16 protein-coding genes are annotated in these 16,475 nt (G+C 71.8%); 6 read left to right on the forward strand and 10 right to left on the reverse strand.

Annotated features, from left to right (window positions below):
• Positions 1 to 7 precede the first annotated feature (7 nt).
• From OG218_RS07705 to OG218_RS07725, 5 genes are all read right to left on the reverse strand, one after another.
• Positions 8 to 334, reverse strand: coding sequence for an ANTAR domain-containing protein (locus OG218_RS07705; RefSeq protein ID WP_328292624.1), 327 nt, complete (start codon positions 332 to 334; stop codon positions 8 to 10).
• A gap of 151 nt (positions 335 to 485) precedes the next feature.
• Positions 486 to 1,541 carry an aldo/keto reductase gene (locus tag OG218_RS07710; RefSeq protein ID WP_328292625.1) on the reverse strand — a complete coding sequence of 352 codons (1,056 nt, stop codon included), beginning with the start codon at positions 1,539 to 1,541 and terminating at the stop codon, positions 486 to 488.
• 64 nt (positions 1,542 to 1,605) lie between these two features.
• On the reverse strand, positions 1,606 to 2,082 hold the full coding sequence (locus tag OG218_RS07715) for a hypothetical protein (protein ID WP_328292626.1): 477 nt from the start codon (positions 2,080 to 2,082) through the stop codon (positions 1,606 to 1,608).
• 53 nt (positions 2,083 to 2,135) lie between these two features.
• Positions 2,136 to 3,563: a CAP domain-containing protein gene (locus OG218_RS07720; RefSeq protein WP_328292627.1), complete on the reverse strand. Its 1,428-nt coding sequence runs from the start codon at positions 3,561 to 3,563 to the stop codon at positions 2,136 to 2,138.
• 159 nt (positions 3,564 to 3,722) lie between these two features.
• Positions 3,723 to 5,609, reverse strand: a complete 1,887-nt coding sequence (locus OG218_RS07725) for a glycoside hydrolase family 2 protein (protein WP_328292628.1) — start codon at positions 5,607 to 5,609, stop codon at positions 3,723 to 3,725.
• 302 nt (positions 5,610 to 5,911) lie between these two features.
• Here OG218_RS07725 and OG218_RS07730 point away from each other — a divergent pair, with 302 nt between their 5' ends.
• Genes OG218_RS07730 through OG218_RS07745 form a run of 4 tightly spaced genes read left to right on the forward strand, consistent with a single transcriptional unit; the run spans position 5,912 to position 10,745 of the window.
• On the forward strand, positions 5,912 to 7,279 hold the full coding sequence (locus OG218_RS07730; protein WP_328292629.1) for an extracellular solute-binding protein: 1,368 nt from the start codon (positions 5,912 to 5,914) through the stop codon (positions 7,277 to 7,279).
• Between the two features lie 58 nt (positions 7,280 to 7,337).
• Complete coding sequence (locus OG218_RS07735; RefSeq protein WP_328292630.1) at positions 7,338 to 8,279, forward strand: carbohydrate ABC transporter permease; 942 nt, start codon at positions 7,338 to 7,340, stop codon at positions 8,277 to 8,279.
• Positions 8,279 to 9,205 (forward strand): carbohydrate ABC transporter permease, encoded by a 927-nt coding sequence (locus OG218_RS07740; RefSeq protein ID WP_328292631.1) that lies wholly within the window; start codon positions 8,279 to 8,281, stop codon positions 9,203 to 9,205. Before OG218_RS07735 ends, OG218_RS07740 begins: the two co-directional genes overlap by 1 nt.
• Positions 9,206 to 9,212: 7 nt before the next feature.
• Complete coding sequence (locus OG218_RS07745; protein ID WP_328292632.1) at positions 9,213 to 10,745, forward strand: alpha-N-arabinofuranosidase; 1,533 nt, start codon at positions 9,213 to 9,215, stop codon at positions 10,743 to 10,745.
• A gap of 63 nt (positions 10,746 to 10,808) precedes the next feature.
• Here the strand turns inward: OG218_RS07745 and OG218_RS07750 are convergent, their stop codons facing one another.
• The 5 genes from OG218_RS07750 to OG218_RS07770 all read right to left on the reverse strand — a co-directional run bounded on the left by OG218_RS07750 (position 10,809) and on the right by OG218_RS07770 (position 14,790).
• Positions 10,809 to 11,657, reverse strand: a complete 849-nt coding sequence (locus OG218_RS07750) for an LLM class flavin-dependent oxidoreductase (protein WP_328292633.1) — start codon at positions 11,655 to 11,657, stop codon at positions 10,809 to 10,811.
• A 22-nt stretch (positions 11,658 to 11,679) separates the two neighbouring features.
• Positions 11,680 to 11,907 (reverse strand): hypothetical protein, encoded by a 228-nt coding sequence (locus OG218_RS07755; RefSeq protein ID WP_328292634.1) that lies wholly within the window; start codon positions 11,905 to 11,907, stop codon positions 11,680 to 11,682.
• 58 nt (positions 11,908 to 11,965) lie between these two features.
• Positions 11,966 to 12,442: a J-domain-containing protein gene (locus tag OG218_RS07760; protein WP_328292635.1), complete on the reverse strand. Its 477-nt coding sequence runs from the start codon at positions 12,440 to 12,442 to the stop codon at positions 11,966 to 11,968.
• Positions 12,443 to 12,586: 144 nt separating this feature from the next.
• Positions 12,587 to 14,200, reverse strand: a complete 1,614-nt coding sequence (locus OG218_RS07765; RefSeq protein WP_328292636.1) for a tetratricopeptide repeat-containing diguanylate cyclase — start codon at positions 14,198 to 14,200, stop codon at positions 12,587 to 12,589.
• Positions 14,201 to 14,280: 80 nt separating this feature from the next.
• Positions 14,281 to 14,790, reverse strand: coding sequence for a VOC family protein (locus OG218_RS07770; RefSeq protein ID WP_328292637.1), 510 nt, complete (start codon positions 14,788 to 14,790; stop codon positions 14,281 to 14,283).
• A 73-nt stretch (positions 14,791 to 14,863) separates the two neighbouring features.
• On the opposite strand from OG218_RS07770, the gene OG218_RS07775 reads away from it, so the two are divergent.
• Together OG218_RS07775 and OG218_RS07780 are read left to right on the forward strand one after the other, a co-directional pair.
• Complete coding sequence (locus OG218_RS07775) at positions 14,864 to 15,655, forward strand: AraC family transcriptional regulator (RefSeq protein ID WP_328292638.1); 792 nt, start codon at positions 14,864 to 14,866, stop codon at positions 15,653 to 15,655.
• Between the two features lie 37 nt (positions 15,656 to 15,692).
• A complete protein-coding gene (locus OG218_RS07780) occupies positions 15,693 to 16,349 on the forward strand; it encodes a 2'-5' RNA ligase family protein (protein ID WP_328292639.1) in 657 nt (218 codons plus the stop codon).
• The last annotated feature ends 126 nt before the right edge of the window (positions 16,350 to 16,475 follow it).

The raw sequence follows: 16,475 nt of genomic DNA on the forward strand, positions 1-16,475 counted from the left end.
GGGAACCTCAGCGGCGGGTCCACGTCCGCTGCACGAGCTGCTGGGTGTCGACGCTGCCCGACGACTCGCCCCGCAGGTCGGCGAGCAGTGCGCTCGCGAGGTCGAACAGCTTGACGTTGTGGGTCTGCGAGACCTGCGACAGCTGCTTGAACGCCGTGTCGTCGTCGCACCGGGTGAGGGCCATGATGGCGCCCTTCGCCATGTCGATCACCGGTCGTCGGGTGAGCGCGGTCCGCAGCTGAGTCAGCTCGTTGCGCAGGGTCTCTACGTCGTCGTGGGTCTCGTAGCGGTCTTCGACCTGTGTCCGCGCACCGCGGGGCGAAGCGTCGTGCATCCTCGTGCGTCCTCCACTGGAGCCGTCCCCGTCGCGTCGGTCGACGGCGGGGCGGTTCGCGCAGCGAGGTCTGGGCGGTGCGAATCCGTGACGAATGGTACGGGGACGCGGTCCCCGCGGCACGCCGACACCGCGGGGACCGCGTCGGACGTCAGCCCGGGAGGTGCGGGGCGAGCAGGCTGAGGTCGGCGGGCGAGAGCCGGTCCGCGGCCGTCGCCGCCTGGTGCCAGTGCGGGTAGCGCAGCGGGACGGCGCTGACCGCGTCGAGGCGGGCCCGCTCCTCCTCGGTGAGGACGAGGTCGGCCGCGGCGAGGTTGTCGACCAGCTGGTCCTCGGTGCGGGCACCGATCACGACCGAGGTGACGCCGGCTCGTCCCAGCAACCAGGCCAGCGCGACCTGCGCGGCCGAGACCCCGTGCGCCGCTCCGACCTCGACGAGGACGTCGACGGTGTCGTAGAGCTTCCCCTCGTCGTGGACGGGGGGTTCGCTCCACTCACCCAGGTGTCGCGAACCGGCGGGTGCGGTGACGTCGCGCCGGTACTTCCCGGACAGCAACCCGCCCGCGAGCGGACTCCAGACGAGGACCCCGAGGTCCTGGTCGAGGGTCAGCGGGATGAGTTCGTCCTCGGCGTCGCGTGACTGCAAGGTGTAGTGGATCTGCTGGGAGACGTAGCGCTGGTAGCCGTGCGCGTCGGAGACGGCGAGCGCCTTCATCAGCTGCCAGCCCGCGTAGTTGGAGACACCGACGTAGCGCACCTTGCCCGAGCGCACCAACGTGTCGAGGGCCTCGAGGGTCTCCTCCAGCGGGGTCTGGCCGTCCCACTCGTGGATCTGGTAGAGGTCGATGTGCTCGGTCCGCAGCCGCTTCAGGCTCCGCTCGGCCGAGCGGACGAGGTGGTAGCGCGAGGCGCCGCCGTCGTTGGGTCCGGCGCCCACGACCATCCGGGCCTTGGTGGCGAGCAGGACGTCGTCGCGGCGGCCCTCGAGGACCTCACCGGTGATCTCCTCGCTGAGACCGTCGGAGTACACGTCCGCGGTGTCGAAGAGGTTCACGCCGGCGTCCAGGGCCAGGTCGACCTGGCGGCGCGCCTGCGCGACGTCGGTGTTCCCGACGGCGGCGAAACCTCCCTGTCCACCGAACGTCATCGTCCCCATGGTGATCGTCGAGACCCGCAGCCCCGACCTTCCGAGTCGTCGGTACTCCATGGGCCGGACGCTACTCCCCCACCGGCACCCGACGTCCCCGGCACCCGGTGGGGGCCGCTCCCGCTCAGGTGGAGACCAACGCCACACCCCACGCGGAGGGAACGCGGTTGGGCCTGCTCGCCCTGAACACCACCGATCCGGTGTCGGGAACGAGGAACTCCTCGATCTCGTGGGTCTTCTCGTCGCAGTCCAGGTCCTCCTCCGTGCCGTTGAGGTTCAGCTCGACGCTGCCCCCGCCGGTGCAGGCGTAGAACGCGCGGACGGTGCTGTTCGCGGTGAGCCCCAGGGACACGCTGCCGTCGGTCTGCGCGTCACCGGCGGCGCCTCCCATCGACGGGCCACCTGCGGCGAGCGCCGCGTCGTCGACGATCGTGGTGACCGCGTCGAGGTCGGCCGAAGAGGTGCTCGGTGCGTCGTCGTGAGAACAGGAACTCAGCGCACCCAGCAGGGCGAGCAGGGCCACCGGCCCCGCTGCCTGCACCCGGAACACGCCCCGACCGCGCCGGGATGCTCGGGTGGGCGCCGACGCGACACGGTCCATGATCGAACCGTAGCGAGCCCCACCCGTTCCTCGCAGGCGATCGAGCGTGCGACCTACAGCGTGCGCGTTCCCCGGGCGACCGAGTGCAACGCCACCGCGGTCTTCCCGGTGGCGACGGTGACCGTGCCGCCCTGGAAGTCCTGCTGGAGCCCGCCGGACACCGCGCGGGGTTCGGAGACGGGGTAGCCGAGGGCACCGGTCTCCCACCCGCGGGCGGCCCAGACGGCGCGGACGGCGGTCGGGACGGTGTGCGTACCGGTGGCGGGGCTGGAGTAGATCGAGCCGCCGGTGAAGTGCTGCCCGGAGCCGCCGCCGACGAGGCCGCCGAAGAGGTTCGAACTCGGGTAGCCGAGCGTCCCACCCTCCCAGCCCTGCGCCCCCCAGGCCGACCGGACCGCACCGGCGACGACGTGGGTGCCGGCCGCGCTGGAGTAGAGCGAACCGTTCTGGAAGGCGGCGTAGGAACCGGCGGGCAGGGCGATCGCGGTCGACGTCGGGAACCCGAGGGCGCCGTTCTCGTACCCCGTCGCGCCGTAGGCGTCGAGCAGCGCACCACCGAGGGCCTGGGCCCCCGTCGCGGGCGACCAGTAGACGATCCCGCCCTGGAAGCGCTGCGCGAACCCGTTCCGCACGGCGAACTCCGCACCCGTCGGGTAGCCCAGCCAGGAGTTCTCGAAACCGAGGGAGGCCCAGCGGTCGCGCAGCGCGCCGCGGACGACCTGCGCGCCGGTGGCGGGGTTCCAGTAGATCGACCCGCCGGCGAAGCTCTGCGCGTACCCGCCGTCGCGCAGGGGACCGATCTCGCGCGACATCGGCAGGCCCAGGAAACCGGAGTTCGCCCCGGTGGCCCCGTAGGACTGCAGGATCGCGCCCTTGACGGGGATCCCCACGTAGCTGCGCGAACCGTCGGTGTTCGCGGTCACCAGCGGGGTGCGACGCGGCGAGCCGAAGTCGGCGACCCAGTAGGACCGCCAGACGGTCCGGCCACCGGAGTACAGGGTGGTGTAGACCAGCCCGATGCCGACGGTGTTGTACTGCCCGTCCTGCAGGACGGCGCGGTGCGGGTCGGACTTCATCCAGGTGTCGACGGCGAGGTCGCCGTTCTCGAGGCCGTGGGTGTCGGCGTTGCCCATGTCCGCCGTGGCGACGATCTCGCCCCAGCGCGGGAAGTCCGAGAGCAGCGTGGAGAGGTTCGGGTTGTGCTTCATCCCGTCGCCCTGCCCGAGGACGTCGGCCCAGTTCTGGGCGACGGTCTCCAGCGTCGGGTCGAGGGTCACCGCGGGCGCGCCGACCTTGGCGCGCTCGCGGTTGAGCCCGTCGAGGATCTGCTGCTGCTGGGTGGTGGCGGAGACCACGGGGGTGAGGACCTGCGCCGCTGCGGACGCCGACGAGGCCGTGACCACTTGGGCGACACCCGCACAGGGCAGCGCGACGAGCGCGGCCAGCAGCGGGGCGACGAGTCGAGCACGAGGGTTCTTCACCCCTTAGTGATCGTCCTCGGGTCGGTGTCACGACAGCGACCGCCCGGGGTACCCCCGTCCGGAGTCTTCTAGATGACTCTCGGTGACGGAGAGTCCGCGTCACCCCTCCTCATCGGCGACCTCCCCGGGAAGTCCAGGAAGATCGCCGATCGAACGGGGTCAGAGCTTCTCGATGGCCGCGGGTCGCTGCTGGGCGGCGCGGACGCGGGCGACGTCGAGCTTGTCGCTGCGGTCGAAGGAGTAGACGCCGTTCTGCTCCTGGAAGACGTCGGTCAGCTGCGTGTAGCAGTAGCCGAACATCAGCGGGTCGTTGAGCAGGACGCCCGTCAGCCCCTCGAAGCGGTGGTGGAACTCCTCCTCGGTGCGCGGCGGCTCGCCGTAGCCCCAGGACGAGGTCGCGCCCCGGTCGACCTCGGGGTTGCTGGCGGCGACGTCGGGACGCCACCAGATCCCGCCGAACTCGCTGCAGAACCACGGCTGGCCCTGGTACGGCAGCGACCAGGGGATGCCCTCGACGCCGTAGTCGCCCTCGTGGCCGCCGTAGTTGGTGTGCGGACGGTCCTGGGGCAGCCCGGACACCTCCTCGGCGAACTTCGCGGGGTCCTGGGTGTAGTTGTGCGAGTCCCACACGTCGGACTCGAGCACGCGGTGGGAGTAGCCGGACGTGTCGAGCACCGGTCGCGAGGTGTCCATGGCCTTGGCGGCCAGGAACATCGCCCGGGTCACGTCGTCGAGGACCTGACCGCGGTCGGTGAGCGGCTGACGGGTCTCGTTGAGCCCGCACCAGCCGACGATGGAGGGGTGGGAGTAGTCGCGCTCCAGCTCCTCCAGCCACTGCGACACGAAGTTCGACGTCGGCTGCTGGTGCTCGCCGCGGACGCTGCTGCCCTCCTCGATCGCCCCCCAGTCGCCGAACTCCCCCCACACGAGGTAGCCGAGGCGGTCGGCGTGGAAGAGGAAGCGCTCCTCGAACACCTTCTGGTGCAGGCGGGCACCGTTGAACCCGGCGTCGAGGGCGAGCTGGATGTCCCTGACCAGCGCCTCGTCGCTGGGCGCGGTCATCAGGCCGTCGGGGTAGTAGCCCTGGTCGAGGACGAGGCGCTGGAAGACCGGCCGGCCGTTGAGCAGGACGGCCTTGCCGTCGATGCTGACCGAGCGCAGCCCGGCGTAGGTCTCGACGGTGTCGACGACCTCGCCCGCGGCGTCGGTGAGGGTGACGGTGAGGTCGTAGAGGTGGGGGTCCTCCGGGGACCAGAGCCGGACGCGGTCGCTCGGCACCACGAGGGTGAGCCGCGGGGAGAGGTCGAGGTCGGCGCGCACGGTGGCGCCGACGACCTCCCCGGCGGCGTCGCGCACCGACGCCGTCAGGGTCCAGCCGGCGCGGTCACCGACGGACCCGGTCCCCGTGCGCCGCAACGGCTGCTCGAGGTGGAACGTCGAACCGGCGACGTCGGGGGTGATCCGGGGTCGGCCCAGCGACACGTCGGCGACCGGTTCGGCCCACACGGTCTGCCAGATCCCCGTCGTGCGGGTGTAGAGGCACTCGTAGTTGTCGTAGCGCGTCGACTGCTTGCCGCGGGCCTGCGGGCCGCGGTGGTCGTCGCGGGCGCGGACGACGACGGTGACGGTGCCGCTGCGGTGGCCGAGGTCCGCGGTGAAGGGGGTGAACCCGCCGCGGTGGCGCACGATCTCCTCGCCGTCGACCCACACCGTGGCGTCGTGGTCGACGGCCCCGAAGTGCAGCAACGTGCGACGTCCGGCCCAGGCGGGCGGGATGCTCACCTCACGGCGGTACCAGACCGCCGCCATGAAGTCGGTGTTCGCGATCCCGGAGAGCTCGGACTCCGGGGCGAACGGCACGGTGATCGTCGCGGCCAGGTCGCGTCCGAGCAGTCCGCGCTCGAGGCCGGAGTCGCCGGCGTCGACCTCGAACCCCCACGTCCCGTTCAGGGTGATCCAGTCGGCGCGGACCACGGAGGGCCGCGGGTACTCCGGACGGGGAACCGGTCCTCCGACGACGACGGCGGTGGTCTGGTCTTCGGGCACGAGCTTCTCCTCAGTGGGTTGCTGCCTGGAGGTCGCTGGCCGCGATCGGCGGGCGTCCGGAGCGTTCCCGGGGGCACGACGCGCCAGCGGTGCGGGCCCCACTCTGCCCCGTCGCCAGGCTCTCCGGCAACCGCGCCACGCCGTCCTGTGCATCGTTGCAAGGCGGGTCTCCCGAAGGTCTATGCAGCGTTGCAAACGGCGTGCTAAGTTCCGCAGCACTGAACGGGACGGTGCGGTTCCTGGCGCTCACGCGTCCGGGCCGCACTGCCACGACCGCCAACGACGGCAGGGACGGATCTCGAGTGAACAGTCATCCCCCGACACCCCCGGCACGGGGTGCCCTCAGCCGGCGCAGCCTGGTGCGCGGCGGCCTCGCCGCCGGTGGGCTCGGCCTCGTGGCCGGCACCTCCGGCTGCGGCTCGGCCCTGTCGGCGGGTCTCGTCGGCAGCGAGCTCGCGCCGGGAACCACGCAGTTCTGGAACCTCTTCGGCGGCGGCGACGGCGCCCGGATGATCCAGATGGAGGACGAGTACCGCAAGCAACAGGGCAGCGAGAAGTCCCTGGAGGCGGCGACCTTCGCGTGGGGCAACCCGTACTACTCGAAGGTCACCCTGGCGACGCTGGGCAACAAGCCGCCGGACGTCGCGGTCTCGCACGCCACCCGCGCGGCGAACCTCGCCGAGGCCGGTCTACTCTCCCCCATCACCGACGAGGTGCTCGCGGCCGGCGGCCTCACGGCCGACTCCTTCACCGAGAAGGCCTGGGAGTCCGTCAAGGTCGACGGCGTTCCCTACGCGCTCCCGCTCGACACCCACCCCTGGGTCGTGTTCTACAACACCGAGGTCCTCGACAAGGCCGGCCTGGTCGACTCCGACGGGAAGCTCAAGCCGATCGAGGGCACCGACGGCTGGGAGGCCGCGATGACCGCGGCCAAGGAGGCCAGCGGCCAGTGGGGCATGACCACCGGGTCGGTCGGGGACAACTCGAACTGCTGGCGCATGGTCAACACCCTGTACTTCCAGACCACCGGTGCCCCGGAGTTCCTCTCCGACCAGGGCACCAGGCTCAGCTACGACGAGGGCATCCTCCACGACGTCCTCGTGCTGATCCGGTCCTGGGCCGAGAAGGGCCTCATGCCCTCCAACGCCGACACGGCGGGCGCGGAGTCCTCGATGTTCACCGGGAAGTCGGGCTTCTTCCTCAACGGCGAGTGGGAGGTCACCACCGCGCAGGGCATCGAGGGGCTCACGTTCGGCATGGCGGCCTTCCCCACGCTCTACGACGAACCCGCGGCCCACGCGGACTCGCACACGTTCATCCTCCCCAAGATGGACCGGGACGAGGACCGTCTCAAGCGCGCCATGGGCTTCGTCAAGTCGATGCTCGACCAGAGCATGACCTGGGCCGCCGGTGGGCACATCCCCGCGTACGCCGAGACGTTCAACAGCTCCGAGTACGAGAACCTCGAGCCGATGCACGACTACGCGGAGGCCGCGAACTACGCGAAGTACGACTCCCCCGCGTGGTACTCGGGGTCGGGTTCGAACTTCGAGAACGTCATCGGGTCCGAGATCGGGCTGGTCATCCAGGGCCTGTCCAAGCCGGAGGCGGCCCTCGCCTCCATCAAGTCGCAGCTGGGCAGCTACGCCAAGACGGCGAACCCCTTGTGAACCGGCCGATGAGCAACCGGACGCTGACGTCCCGGACGACGCCTGGAGGCGATCTGCAGTGAGCACCACCCTCGACCGGCCGGTGACCGGCCACGGCGGTACCCGCCCCAAGGCCGCCGTGTCCGAGAACCAGACCCGGCCCGCCTGGCTCTTCGTGGCCCCCTTCGCCCTGTTCTACCTGGCGTTCCTGCTGGGCCCGTCGATCTACATGTTCATCGCCAGCTTCTTCGACACCAGTCTGGTCAAGACGGGTCTCGGGACGTTCGCCGGCTTCGCGAACTACGCCGAGATGCTCGGGAACCCGTCGTTCTGGTCGTCGATGTGGCACACCCTGCAGTTCACGATATACACGGTCCCGCCGCTCGTCGTGCTGTCGTTCGTGTTCGCCGTGCTCGCCAACCGGATGACGCGTGGTTCCTGGTTCTGGCGCCTCGCGTTCTTCGTGCCCTACATCCTGCCCTCGGCCACGGTGTCCCTCATCTGGGTCTTCGTCTTCTCCGCCGACACCGGGATCTGGCCCACCATCCAGAAGTGGTTCGGCGCCGAGGCCCCGACGCCGGTCCTCGCCAGCCCGACCTTCGCCATGGTGGGGATCGCGATCACCACGATCTGGTGGACGATCGGCTTCAACTTCATCCTGTACCTGGCCGGCCTGCAGGACGTTCCGCGCGAACTGTACGAAGCGGCCGCCCTGGACGGCGCCACCCCGTGGCAGCAGATCCGCTACCTGACCATCCCGATGCTCAGCCGCACGACGACGCTGGTCATCCTCCTCCAGATCATCGCCAGCCTGAAGATCTTCGACCAGGTCGCGATCATGACCGACGGGGGGCCCGGCATCAGCACCGAGGTCGCCCTGACGTTCATCACCCGCGCCGGTTTCACCGACAACCGCATCGGGGCCGCCGCCGCCGCCTCGTTCCTGCTGTTCATCGTGATCGTCGTGATCGCCGTCGCCCGTCAGCTCATCGAACGTGCCCAGGAGAGGAGGGCGGCCTGATGGCGAGCCCTGACATCACGGGCAGTGCCCGCCCCGCGCGCTCCCGCAACAACGGTCTGTCCGCCGCGGCTCCGGCCGCCAAGGTCGTCAAGACCCAGACCAACGGTGGCCGCACCTTCGGCATCGTCTGCGCCGCGGTCCTGACGGTGTTCGCGGTGCTGTGGCTGCTGCCGAGCCTGTGGGCGATCAAGACGTCCCTCACCGCGAACTCCGTCGCGGCGCTGGGTGCGGAGTCCATCCTCAAGGACCTGCACCCGACGTTCTCGTCCTACGCCACGCTGCTCAAGGGCGGCGACCTGTGGAACTGGTACCTCTCCAGCGCCATCACGTCCGTCGTCAGCGCGGCGCTCGTCGTCCTCTTCGCCTCGATGGCCGGCTACGCTCTGTCCCGCATGCGCTTCCGGGGCCGCAACATCGTGTTCTTCGCGGTCATCGCCGGGATCATGGTGCCGTCCAACGTCCTGATCATCCCGATCGTCCAGCAGTTGCAGGCGGTCCACCTCCTGAACACCTACTGGTCGGTGATCTTCCCGCAGGTCCCCAGCGTCGTGGCCCTCTTCGTCTTCAAGCAGTTCTTCGACGGCATCCCCGTCGAGCTGGAGGAGTCGGCCCGCCTCGACGGCGCCTCGAACTGGCGGATCTACCGTTCCATCGTCATGCCGCTGTCCAAGCCGGTCATCTCGGCGATGGCCATCGTCACGTTCGTCGGCGTGTGGAACAACCTGATCCTCCCCCTGTACACGATGTCGAACCCGAAGCTCATGACCATCCCCGTCGGGTTGGCCTCCGTCCAAGGTTCGTTCGGGCAGCGCTACGCCGACATCCAGGCCTCGGCCATCCTCGGCGCCCTGCCGCTCGTCATCCTGTTCCTCGTCTTCCAGCGCCGCATCGTCGAAGGCGTTGCCGGCACCGGCCTGAAGGGTTGATCCACCTGTGAGCACCGGAAACCTGCACGGCGTCGTGAACCTCGACGTGGCGGGCGCGACCATCAGCCGACACCTCTACGGCCACTTCGCCGAGCACCTGGGCCGGTGCATCTACGAGGGGTTCTGGGTCGGGGAGGACTCCCCGATCCAGAACACCGCGGGGGTGCGCGACGACGTCGTGCAGGCCCTGAAGGAGATCAGCATCCCCAACCTGCGCTGGCCGGGGGGCTGCTTCGCCGACGAGTACCACTGGATGAACGGCGTCGGCCCGCGCGAGGAACGCCCCTCGATGGTCAACACCCACTGGGGCGACGTCGTCGAGGACAACTCCTTCGGCACCCACGAGTTCATGCAGCTCTGCGAGCTGCTGGGGGCGGAGCCCTACGTCTCGGGCAACGTCGGCTCCGGCACCGTCGCCGAGATGAGCGACTGGGTCGAGTACCTCACCCGCTCCGGCGACGCCCCGATGTCCCGGTTGCGCCGTGAGCACGGGCGCACCGAGCCCTGGAAGGTCCCCTTCTGGGGCATCGGGAACGAGGCCTGGGGGTGCGGCGGCAACATGACCGCCGAGCAGTACACCCAGCTCGCCAGCCAGTTCGCGACCTACACGCGCAACCACGACGGCAACGAGCTGTACCGCGTGGCGGCCGGTCCGAACAAGGACGACTACCACTGGACCGAGACGCTGATGAAGTCGATCAGCGCCCTCGGCGGGCCGGTGGCCGACCGCAAGCACAACGGCTGGCAGGCCCTGTCCTTCCACTACTACACCCACGCCAGCGACGACTGGCAGCACAAGGGCTCGGCGACGGAGTTCGACGCCGAGGAGTACCACCGCACCATCCTCAACGCCTGGCGCATCGACGAGATCGTCCGCGGGCACGCCCGGGTCATGGACGCCTACGACCCCGAGGCCACCGTCGGTCTCGTCTGCGACGAATGGGGCACCTGGTGGGACGTGGAACCCGGCACCAACCCCGGGTTCCTGTTCCAGCAGAACACCCTGCGCGACGCGCTCGTCGCCGGTCTGCACTTCGACGTCTTCCACGCCAACGCCCGCCGGCTGGTCATGGCGAACATCGCCCAGACGGTCAACGTGCTGCAGGCGATGGTGCTGACCGACGGCGCGAAGATGGTCCTCACCCCGACGTACCACGTGTTCGCGATGAACGCCGGGCACCAGGACGCCACCAGCCACCCGGTGCAGGTCGTCAGCTCCGACGCCCGCTACCGGGGCGAGGTCGGCGAGTACGCGACGCTGACCACCTCGGTGAGTTCGCGGGAGGGCAGCGCGCTGGTCTCGCTGACCAACCTCGACGCCAGCAACGGCGGCACCGTCCGGCTCGACCTGCGGGGACGTGACTGGCAGGTCGCGACCGCCAAGATCCTCGCGGCTCCCTCGTTGCAGGCGCACAACACGGTGCAGGACCCCTCCGCCGTGGCACCCGTCGCCTTCGACGGCGCCCGACGCGAGGGCGACGCGCTCGTCGTCGACCTGCCCCCGCACTCCTTCGCGACGGTGGAACTCACCCTCGGCTGAGGATCGCGGGAACACCCCCTCGACGCGCTCGGGTGCGGCCGGACAGGTCGCACCCGAGCGCTCTCACGTCCGGCCCAGCCCGTGCGTCCGCAGCACCCTGTCGAGGACGTCGGCGGGCATCCCCCGGCCGTCGCCGCGGGGCCAGTGCACGACGACCTCGTCGAAGCCCGCCGCCTCCAGGGCGGCCGCGAACCGCGGGTAGTCCCGGTAGGCCGCCTCCTCGTCCAGGCTCAGCAGCGCCATCGCCCGGACGCCGGCCGCACCGGGGACCTGCGCGAAGCGGGCAGCGGGCGCGGTGAAGCGCTCGACGGTCTCCTCGGACCCCGGACGGCGGTCGCCGTAGGTCACCCAGGTGTCCCCGACGGCGGCGGCGAAGCGCATCCCCCGCGGACCGGCCGCGGCCACCGTCAGCGGGATCGAGCCGGCCACCGGACCGGGGACGTTGCGGGCGTCGAGCGCCGTGTACCGCTCCCCCGCCACGTCGCTGGCCCGCTGCGCCAGGACCGTGCTCAGCAGCGTCGTCCACTCCTCGAAGCGCGACTGCCGCTGCGCGGGGGTGAGTTCCGCGATCCCCAGCACCGTGGCGTCGTGCCTCGCCGTCCCCGCCCCCACGCCGAGTTCGAGGCGCCCCCCGCTCAGCTGGTCGAGGGTCATCACCTCGTGCGCGAAGGTCACCGGGTGGCGGAAGTTCGGGGAGGCGACGAGCGTGCCCAGCCGCACCGTGGTCGTGACCGTGGCGGCCGCCGCCAGCAACGGCACGGCGTTGTACCAGGGCCCGTCGCGCAGGGACTCCCAGGACAGGTGGTCGTAGCAGAACACCGTGCGCAACCCCAGGGCCTCGACGGCGCGCGCGGTCTCGGTGAAGGCGGTGGGGTGCAGGTCGTTCAGGACCACGCAGGAGAGTTCGAGCACCCTCGCACCCTACGGAACCGGATCAGCCCAGGTCACCGACGGCGCGCGCCCGCGCCACGGCGGAGGCGGTGCTGTCCACGCCGTAGCGCTCGCGCAGCAGCGCCAGTTCGTGCGCGAGGTCCGGGAGCGCCAGCCCCACGGTGTGCGCGACCACCACGGCGGGCAACCCGCCGGCCACCAACCCCAGCACCCGAGCGCCGCGGGTGGCGACGCACGTCAGGATGCGCCCGCCGCGACGGGGTACGCCCACGTTCGGGGGATCCCTCCCCGGGTTGGGCGCACTGCGGCTGCGCTGCGCTGCGGATCACTCACCCGCGGTCGCGGCGGAAGAACCTCCGGCGACGTGGCGGCGGGGTGACCGGGGCCGCCACGACCGGAGCGGGTCGGGCGGCACGCCACGCCTCGAGCACGACGGACTCCTGGAGCAGCGCCACCACGACGAGGGGCCCGTCACTGGGTCGTCGGTAGAGCTCACGCACCCGGTCGTTGAACCCCTCGACCTCGGCCCGCACCAGCGACTCGGAGTGCAGCCGGCCGAGGTCGCGCAGGATGTCCTCCCGCTCGCGACGCAGGGCCAGCGCGGGCGGGAGCATGGCGCTGACGTCGTAGCCCTCGCGGCGGGCCTTGTCCGCCGCCCACTCCTCGGCCGAGAAGTCGCGGTCCAGGCCGCGCAGCGGCGCTCCGGCCCCCGGGAGGTGGTCGAAGTCGCCGCGTTCCTGGGCCTCGCGCACCTGGCGTTCGACCCAGTCCTCGAAGGACGTGCCGGGAGGTTTGCGTTCGCTCACCGCGCCACCCACCCCGCCCCTCGTCGTGACCCGTCGTCGTGAACCCTGGTCCCGAAAGTAGTCAGCGCTCCGCCGACGGTCAACGCGGAACGCCAGCGGTGATCCTCAGCACCGGGGAAGACCGGTGGACCGACCCGGCGCGGCTCAGCGCGGGTCGCGGCGCCTGCGCGGGACGTCGGAACGCAACCGGTCACGACCCGCACGCTTCGCGGCGTAGAGGTTCCGGTCGGCCCCGGCCAGCGCGTCGACCAGGGCGGACCCGCCACCGCCGACCGGGACGAGCCCGGCGCTGCAGGTGACGCGCAAGCCGGCGGCGAGGACGCCCCAGTCGTGCGAGCGCACGGCCTCCAGCAACCGGAGGACGGTGACGCGCGCGCCCCCGTCATCGTCATCGTCGTGGTCGTCGCGCAGCAGCAGCAGGAACTCCTCACCGCCCAGGCGGGCGGCGATCTCACCCGGCCCGCAGAACTGCTCCAGGTAGCGGGCGAACTGCTGCAGCACCTCGTCACCGACCTGGTGGGAGTGGGTGTCGTTGACGCGTTTGAAGTGGTCGAGGTCGAGCAGGGCGATCGCCCACCCCCGTCCACCGGACGCCGCCACCCGCGCCGGGACGACGTCCTCGACGTAGCGGCGGTTGAACAGCCCGGTGAGGTGGTCGCGTTCGGCCAGCCGCTGGTAGTGCTCGCCGGCGCGACGGGCCTCGGTCGTCTCGTAGATCGCGGCGAGGACCCGGGCCCGGTGGTGCTTCGCCGCGGAGACGCGCTCCATCGTGAGGTCGTAGAACCTGCGGTGCAGCCGGTAGGCGCCCTCGAAGTCGCCGGTGGCCGCGGCCAGTTCGCACTGCTCGAGCACGAGGTCGCCCCCCACCTCGCCGAAGGAGAGGTCCGCGCACTGCGCGGCCGCGGCGGCCAGGCTCTGCGCCGCCTCGGCGAAGCGCCCGAGGTGGCGCAGGCACCGGGCGAGGTTGACGTGCAGGGTCGCGACGTCCCGGGCCTCGGTGATCAGGCGCGCGTCGGCGAGGGCGTCACGCAGCACGGCCTCCGCGGCGGCCCACCGGCCCGCCCCCATGCGGACGTGCGCGACCGTGTCCCAGGCCGCGGCGCTCAGCGCCAGGCCCGTCCGCCGGGAGTGCTCCAGCAGCTCCGCGGCGAGGGCCGCGGCCTCGGCCGCCCGCCCCGCGCGGAGTTCCAGGTAGGCGAGGTTGTTCAGCGTCCGCAGCCGCAGGTTCTGGTCGCCCTGGGCCTCCGCCGCCCGCAGCAGCCCGGTGAACCGGGTGCGGGCCTCGTCGAAGTCGCCGAGGACCTCGTGGGTGATGCCGAGCCGGGACCGGTGGTCACCGTGCACCCACGCGGGAGCGTCGGCCGGGAGGCGCTCCACGCCCTGCACGGCGTGCTCGAGGGCGAGTCCGCCGTCGCCGAGGATCTCGTGCAGGGTCGAGAGCAACTGGTGGGCGCGGGCGGCGACGAACGCGTCTCCCGCCCCGTCGGCCCACGCGAGCGCGGCCTGCGCGACGACCCCGAGGCGCTCCGCGTCACCGCGGCGGCCCGCGGCGTCGGCGATGACGAGCTCCGCCTGCCACCCGAGCCCCGTCCGCTCCGGACCGGGGACGTGGTGGCGGACCTGGTGCAGGAGGAACCCCGCACGGGTCGCGGCGGCCTCCACGTCGTGGCCGACGAGGAACGCGACGTCGTGCAGGGCGGCCTGCAGCACCGCCGGGGACGGGGAGTCGACGAGCACCGTGGCCGCTGGCCCGTCCACCGCCCGCCCCCTCCGCGCTCGACACCCTCCTCCTGGGTGTCGACCGACCCGGGGGCGGACTGAAGGGCGGGGACGTCCCCTCAGCCGGCGCCGGCGGCTGAGGCCCACTCCGCGACCCGACGGGCGCTCTCCTCCTCGCAGAGGTCCTCGACGCGCGTCATGACCGACCACCGCACCCCGAACGGGTCGCGGACGCTCGCGAAGCGGTCGCCGGAGACGAAGTCGGTCGCCGGTTCGCGGATCGTCGCCCCGGCCGCCCCGGCGCGCGCCACCACGGCGTCGACGTCGGCGCAGTGGAACCCGAGGGAGTAGCAGTCGTCGTCACCGTCCGGGGCCGGGACGAGGTGGTAATCGGGGTTCGGTTCCCCCAGCTGCAGGCGACCGCCGCCCAAGGCGAGCTCGGCGTGGACGACGACACCACCCATCTCGGTCACGTCGACGACCCGCGCGCCGAAGACGTCGCGGTAGAACTCGACGGCCTCCCGGGCGCGCGCGATCGTCAGGAACGGGGTGATGCCGCTGACACCGTGCGGGACCCCGTGGGTGGTGTGCTCGCCGTGCGCGGCCCGGCGACCGGTCGTTTCGCTCATGGTCGCGACGCTAGGCGCCGCCGCCCGGGTCCGGCTTGGAGATTCGCGCCAACCCCGGCGGTAGCGTGCGGACGTGACCGGAGCGGACCGCGGGATCCTCTACCCCGCGCGCCTGCCCCGCTTCACCCGGGTACCCGCCCCCGAGGCGGTCGACCGGCTGGTGCGCTGGTTCTGGGTCCCGCAGTGGGACGTCGACGCCGGCCGGGTCTCCCGCCAGCACGTCGTGGCCTTCCCGGCCTGCAACCTCGTCGTGGACAGCCGCGAGGGTGGTTTCGTCGGCCTGGCCGGGCCGACGACACGGCGTTCGCACCAGGACCTCAGCGGGAGCGGCTGGGCCGTCGGTGCGCAACTGCTGCCGGCGGCGGTGCCCGCCTTCACCGACGACCCCACGGCGTTGCGCGACGACTACCGGCGCCTCGACCTGCCCGACCTGCTGGCGGCCGTCCGGGACGCGACGTCGGGCCCGGCCGACGGTCTCCCCGCCCGCGGGGCCGCCGCGTTCGCCGACTGGCTCGCCGCCCACGTCGGGGAACCGTCCGCGGAGGCGTCGCTGGCCAACGCGATGGCCGAGCTCATCGACTCCGACCCCGAGGTCCTCCGGGTGGAGGACGTCGCCCTCCGGCTCGCGACGTCACCGCGCACCCTGCAACGCCTCGCCCGCCGCTACGTCGGTCTCCCGCCCGCGGCGATGATCCGCCGCCGCCGGTTGCAGGAGGCCGCCGAGCGCGTCCGGAGCGATCCCGGCGCCGACCTGGCCCGCATCGCCGCCGACCTCGGCTACGCCGACCACGCCCACCTGACCCACGACTTCCGCGCGGTCCTCGGCATGGCCCCCAGCGCGTACCGCCGCTCCGGGGCGACCTGACGTCCCGGGTCCGGCGCGAGCCGGGTACGTTCGCCGCATGCACGACGAGGCGTTGCGCCCCGGGGAACGGGCCCGCGACGTGGGCGATCCCTACCGCTACGGCGTCTACCTGCGGCCCGACCCGCGGACGTGCCTGGCCGTCACGACCATCACCACCCAGCTCCGGGCGCAGTACGGGTTCGTCTCGGCCGGGGCGTTCCCGCCGCACGCCACCCTGGTGGGCAGCCAGCACCTGGGCCGCGACGAGGACGCGGTCGTCACCGCCCTCGACGCCGTCCTGGAGGGCCGCCCCGGCTTCGACGTCCACAACCGCGGGGTGCGGCCCAGCGGGGTGGGTTTCGTCTACGACGTGCACCACCGCGCCGACGGGAGCCCGAACGCCGAGTTCGTGGACCTCGCCGCCGCGGTCGACGCCGCCGTCGAGCCGTTGCGGCTGCCGATGAACTCCCCGCAGGTCCACGGCTTCGACCGCGCCGGCTTCCTGGCCCACCTGTCCCTGGCCTCGCACGACCTCTACGAACGTCCCGACCTGCACGACGAGGTGGGCGAGTTCGTCACCGGTCTCGACGTCGCGGTACCGCAGGGTTTCCGAGGTCGCACCGTGACCCTGTACCGCACCGCCAGTTCCGACTGGAGCGGGCGGTGGTGGCGCAGCCTGGTGTGCGAACACGTCGCGACGTGGACCCTGGACTGAGACGACGCACAGGATCTGCGCAGCGTTCACCGAAGGGTTGTTCGGCGTCAGCTGTGGATTGGCCGAGCACGGGAAGGGTTCGGGGCATCCGGAGTGCACCGCAGCCACCCGCCTCGTGAGGATCCC

It is taken from the genome of Kineococcus sp. NBC_00420, from assembly GCF_036021035.1.
In the GTDB taxonomy this organism is placed as follows: domain Bacteria; phylum Actinomycetota; class Actinomycetes; order Actinomycetales; family Kineococcaceae; genus Kineococcus.